The organism is Streptomyces sp. XM83C (assembly GCF_023072675.1).
GTDB classification, from domain to species: Bacteria; Actinomycetota; Actinomycetes; order Streptomycetales; family Streptomycetaceae; genus Streptomyces; species Streptomyces thermocoprophilus.
Genome location: NZ_JALLGL010000379.1, coordinates 1 through 5,136 on the forward strand (window position 1 = coordinate 1; position 5,136 = coordinate 5,136).

The 5,136-nt window shown below is 75.1% G+C and carries 5 protein-coding genes; all 5 read left to right on the forward strand.

The annotated features are described in order from the left end of the window. Positions 1-614: 614 nt before the first annotated feature. Genes MTQ10_RS27585 through MTQ10_RS27605 form a run of 5 tightly spaced genes read left to right on the forward strand, consistent with a single transcriptional unit; the run spans position 615 to position 5,070 of the window. Positions 615-1,157, forward strand: coding sequence for an RNA polymerase sigma factor (locus MTQ10_RS27585; RefSeq protein ID WP_247472992.1), 543 nt, complete (start codon positions 615-617; stop codon positions 1,155-1,157). Further along, positions 1,154-2,002, forward strand: a complete 849-nt coding sequence (locus MTQ10_RS27590) for a zf-HC2 domain-containing protein (protein ID WP_247472993.1) — start codon at positions 1,154-1,156, stop codon at positions 2,000-2,002. The genes MTQ10_RS27585 and MTQ10_RS27590 overlap by 4 nt, the downstream gene beginning before the upstream one ends. Further along, entirely contained in the window at positions 1,999-2,859 is an 861-nt protein-coding gene (locus MTQ10_RS27595) for an ABC transporter ATP-binding protein (protein WP_247472994.1), read from the forward strand. The genes MTQ10_RS27590 and MTQ10_RS27595 overlap by 4 nt, the downstream gene beginning before the upstream one ends. Next, entirely contained in the window at positions 2,856-4,406 is a 1,551-nt protein-coding gene (locus tag MTQ10_RS27600; protein ID WP_247472995.1) for an ABC transporter permease, read from the forward strand. Before MTQ10_RS27595 ends, MTQ10_RS27600 begins: the two co-directional genes overlap by 4 nt. Next, positions 4,390-5,070, forward strand: a complete 681-nt coding sequence (locus MTQ10_RS27605) for an ABC transporter (protein WP_247472996.1) — start codon at positions 4,390-4,392, stop codon at positions 5,068-5,070. The genes MTQ10_RS27600 and MTQ10_RS27605 overlap by 17 nt, the downstream gene beginning before the upstream one ends. Positions 5,071-5,136: the final 66 nt, after the last annotated feature.

Sequence of the window (5,136 nt, forward strand, 5' to 3'; positions counted from 1 at the left end):
TGGCGGTGGGTGGGTCGGGTGCGCGCCGGGGGGTGTCCGTCCTCGGTGCGACGCTCTGTCTCTCAGATTCGTGCCGGGCGTTTTCGCCGCACGCTGCGGGCGGGCACCCCCCGACACGCCCCCTTCCCGCCGTACGCGACTGCCGCCCGCCGACGGCCGAGGTCCACGGGGCGATGCCGCTGCGAGCGGTCGGGCCGACGCAGCTGGGGCAGTCGTCCCGCAGGGCGGTTTGCCCACCCGGGCAGCGGCGAGGGCCGGGGGCGCTTGCCCACGTAGCTGCGGGCAGTCGTGCCGCTGGGGCGATGGGGGTCCCTCCTGCTGAGCGAAGTCGAGAGCTTGGGTGGGGGTACCCCCTCCGGGGAGCGCTCCCGTAGCGCCGGGTGGCGCGACCCACCCCTGGTCCCGCACCCACGTCGGGTGTCCTGTTGCGTCGGGGCGTTGTCCCGCACCCATGTCGGGTGTCCTGTTGCGTCGGGGCGTAGTCCCGCCCGAGGTCGGGGCCCGCGTCGGGGTCGAGGCGTTGGAGCGGGGCTCCGCAGGGGACGTGCCGTCCCCGGGGGAAAGTCGGGCGTGGAATTGTGAACCAGTTCGGGGGGCTCGTCCGATGAGGAGATGTGAGCGAAACGAGAAGCGACGGGGAGCTGCTGCGGGCCATCGCGGCAGACGGGGACCGTCACGCCTTCGAGGAGCTGTACCGCCGGTACGCACCCTGGCTGGCCGCGCGCATGCGCAGCCGCTGCTCCGACGCCGGGATAGTCGACGATGTCGTGCAGGAGACGTTCCTCCAGGTGTGGCGGGGCAGCGCCCGCTATCGCGAGGAGGGCGACGTCGCCGGGTGGCTGTGGCGCATCGGGTCACGCCGCCTGGTCGACGCCCTGCGCGGCGACGGCGCACGGGGCCGCCTGCGCCAGGCCCTCGCACGCCTGCGGCACCGGGACGAGGCGTCGGCGGAGGAACGCGTGCTCGCGGGGGTGGAGCACGGGGACCTGGCCGGCGCGCTGATAAAGCTGTCGCCCGAGCTGCGTGCCGTCCTCCAGGCGACCGTCATCGACGGGCTCACCACCCGGGAGGCCGCCGTCGTCCTCGGCATTCCGCCCGGCACGGTCAAGACGCGGGCGCAAAGGGCCCGGAAGCAACTGCGGGAGGCGCTGGCATGACGTGGCACGTGGCAGAAGAGGACCTGTGCGCCTACGCGCGAGGTGATCTCGCGCCGCCCCTGCTGTGGTCGGCGGACACCCATCTGACGGCCTGCGCCGAGTGCCGCGCACGGCTCGCCGGGGTCAGTGACCCGGTCGCCGTGACGGACGGCTGGGAGCGGCTGGACGCCGAGCTGGACGCGCCCCGGCGGGGCCTGTGCGAGGGGCTGCTGGTGCGGTGCGGGGTCACCGACCACTCGGCGCGGCTGCTGGCGGCGACGCCGGTGCTGCGCCGGTCGTGGCTGCTGGCGGTGACGTTCGTGCTGGCGATGACCGTGCTGATGGTGCGGGTCGCCGACAGCCCGGGGCTGTTCCTGGCTCTCGCCCCGCTGCTGCCGCTGGCGGGCGTGGCCGTGTCGTACGGGCCGGTCCTGGACCCGACGTACGAGATGGCTGTCGTCGCCCCGATGCACGGCTTCCGGCTGCTGATGCTGCGCACCTGCGCGGTCCTCGGCGCCGGCCTGGTCCTCAACGGCCTGGCCACGCTCGCCCTGCCCGGGTACGGGCTGCGGGCGCTGGCCTGGCTGCTGCCCGCGCTGGCCCTCACCGCGACGGGCCTCGCTCTGACGCCCCGCCTGGGCCCGGTCCTGGCACCGGCCCTGGTGGGCGTGGCCTGGACGACGCTGCTGCTGATCGCGCAGGCCACGACCGAGGGCACACCCGCGCCGTTCACGGCGCCCGGCCAGCTCGGTGCCGCCGTGGTGGCCGCCGCGGCCGGCTGGCTGCTGGTCCGGCTGCGGGACCGCTTCGACACCACTCCCGCCCACGCACCGTTCACCGGCTTCACCCACGGGAGCGCCGTATGACCGTCACCGTCTCCGCCACCGGGCTGACCCTCCGCTACGGCGGCACCCGCGCCCTCGACGATGTCTCTCTCACCCTGGGCACGGGGGTCACCGGGCTGCTCGGCCCCAACGGGGCGGGGAAGACCACCCTGCTGCGGGTCCTCGCCACCGCGGTCCCCGCCGACCGGGGTTCCTTCACCGTGCTGGGGCACGACCCGGGCAGCGCGGCCGGCCGTCAGGAGCTGCGCCGCCGTCTGGGCTATCTGCCGCAGAACCCCGGCTTCCACCCGGACTTCTCGGCGTTCGAGTTCGTCGACTACGTCGCGATCCTGAAGGAGATGACCGATCGCGGCGCCCGTCACCGTGAGGTGCGCCGGGTTCTCGAGGCCGTGGATCTGTCCGATGTGCGGGGCCGCCGGATGAAGCGGCTGTCCGGCGGGATGCGGCAGCGGGTGGCGCTGGCCGCGGCGCTCGTCGGCGACCCCGGTTTCCTCGTTTTGGACGAGCCGACGGTCGGGCTCGACCCGGAGCAGCGGGTGCGGTTCCGGGAGCTGATCGCGCAGGCCGGTGAGGGCCGCACGGTGCTGCTGTCCACGCACCAGACGGAGGACGTGGCGATGCTGTGCCAGCGGGTCGTCGTCCTGGCGGGCGGCCGGGTCCGCTTCGAGGGCACCCCGGCCGAGCTGACCGCGAGAGCTGCGGGCCGGGTCTGGAGCAGCGCCGAGCGTGATCCGGGCGCCCGCGCCGGCTGGCGCACCGGTACCGGCATGTTCCGCAACGTCGGCGATCCGCCGGAGGGCGCGGACCTGCTCGAACCCACCCTGGAGGACGGCTATCTGCTCACCCTGGGCGACGGTGAGCGGGAGGCGGTGGCATGAGCACCACCGTGAAGCCTCCTCCCGACGAGGTCACCCGCCCGCCGGCACCCACGCGGGACCGGCCCTGGGCGGCGGTGCTGGCCCTGGCCCGTTTCGAGGCGCGTGAACTGCTGCTGCATGTGCCGGTCTTCGTGTTCCTCGCCCTCTACCTCGCCTACTCCGTGTACCGCCTGGTGGTGGCCGAGGGTGACGACCGGACGGACTATCCGGTCCTGCACGACGTCGACCGGGGCACGCAGGCCGCGCCCCAGCTGGTGGCGCTCGCGGTGCTGCTGTGCGTCAACGTCGCGGTGCTGCGGTCCCGGCGGCACGGCACCGAGCGGCATTTCGGGGTGCTGCCGGTGCGGCCGTGGCGGCGTCTCCTCGCGCATGTGCTGTCGGTGGTGCCGTTCGCCGTACTGGTCGCCCTCGTGGTCGCGGCCGAGTTCGTCTGGGCGGCGGCCAAGCCGGGCGCCGTGGGGCGTGGTTCGCTCGCCGAGCTGGCGGTGGGCCCGCTGATCGTGCTGCTGGCCGGTGTGTTCGGTGTCCTGCTGGCCTGTCTGATCCGCTCCGCGTTCGCGGCCCCGATGTTCGTGGTCGGCCTGTATGTGCTGTTCGCGATGGTCGCCGCCGCCTCGGACGGTTCGGCACCGCACTGGCTGACCTGGCTGTCCCCGGTCGTTCCGGAGTCGGGCGGCCATCCGCTTCCGTCGGATCTGCTGGGCCGCCCCGCCGCCTGGCATGCGCTGTATCTGGCGGGGCTGACGGTGACGTTGCTCGGCGCGGCCCTTCTGGTGAGCGGGAGACGGACCCGGCCGGTCGCGGTGGTGACGGCGGTCGCGCTCGCCGCCACCGCTGTGGGCATCGCCGGCCAGTCACCGGACGGGTCGCCGCGGCTGACGCGTGCGAGGACCGTCGCCTCCGTCACGCCGGAGCAGCAGCAGACGTGCACGGTGCGCGCCGGGGTGACGTACTGCGCCTTCCCCGAGTGGTCGGGCCGTACGGCCGACTGGGCGGCGGTGGTCGACCGGGTCCGGCATCTGGCGGGCGACCCGAAGGTCCAGCTGACGGTGCGCCAGCGGGTGGAGGCGCGGTACGGCATCGCCTCGCAGGCCGCGATCGCCCCGCTGACCGGACCCGGCCAGGTGTCCGTCGGCACGTGGTGGGGCGGTAACCGTGTTCCCGAGTTCGCCGTCGGTGTGGCGTCGGTGCTGGTCGCGGGCAGTGAGGAGGAGGCGAGCGGGATCTGCGACGCCCGCGCGGTGACCGTGCTGTGGCTGGCGCTGGCCGCCCAGCCGGACCCGGCCGGCGCGTTCGCCCGCATCCGTCTCGACGACAGCACCGTCGGCCCCGGTCTGGTCCTGGCGCCGACGGAGCCTGTGGCTGTGAGCGCGGAGGAGACCCGCATGGTGCGCGAGCTGCTCGACCGGCCGCGCGAGGACGTCACGGCGGCGGTGCGGGCCGGCTGGGCCGAACTGACCTCACCGAAGACATCCCTGACCCGGGTCGCCCGCCTGCTGGGCGTGCGGGAACCGAAGGAGGAGGACGACCGTGCGTGCACTTCGTGAGCGGCGGCCGGGCCCGCCGGTGACCGGCGCCCTGATCCGCCCCACCGTCCGGGCGCTGCCTCGCGGCCCCCTCGCCACCGGTGCCGTCGTCTGCCTGCTGGCGGCGTCCCTGCCGCGGCTGCTGCCCGACTTGCGGACCCTGGAGGCCGCCACGCTGCTGTTGCGGGCGGGCGCGGTGGCGCTGGCCCTGGGGCTGGCGTTCCTCCTGGACGATCCGTCCCGCCCCACGACGCAGACCACCCCGGCCGGGCGCCCGCTGCGGCTGTGGCTGCGCGCCGCCCTGGTCGTGCCGGCCGCCGGTCTCGCCTGGTCAGGGGCCCTGCTGCTGATACCGGCGGAGGCACGGCCCCCGCTGGCCGGCCTGACCCTGGAGGCCGCGGCGCTCGCGGTGACCGCCCTCGCCCTCGCGGCGACGTCCCTGCGCACCACCGGGCGGTCCGAGCCGGGCCGGGGCGCGGCGGCGGCACTGGTGACTCTGGTCGCGGGGGCACTGCTGCTGCCGCGCGGGTGGGTCCTGTTCACCGCCCCGGACAGCCCCCTGTGGGCGGAGGCCCACACCAGATGGTCGGCCGTCCTGGCCGCCTCCCTCACCGTGTGGGCAGCAGGCCTTCCGGAGCCACTGCGCCGGCACAGACTGCGGCCCGGTGCCGCGATACGCCCGTAGGCGGCCGGGTCAGCCCTGCGGGTCGAGGGCGGCCGGGTCAGCCCTGCGGGTCGAGGGCGGCGGGGG

Coding starts and splice junctions, on each gene's coding strand:
- MTQ10_RS27595 (WP_247472994.1), top strand. CDS start 1,999: ATGACCGTCACCGTCTCCGCCACCGGGCTGACCCTCCGCTACGGCGGC.
- MTQ10_RS27600 (WP_247472995.1), top strand. CDS start 2,856: ATGAGCACCACCGTGAAGCCTCCTCCCGACGAGGTCACCCGCCCGCCG.
- MTQ10_RS27590 (WP_247472993.1), top strand. CDS start 1,154: ATGACGTGGCACGTGGCAGAAGAGGACCTGTGCGCCTACGCGCGAGGT.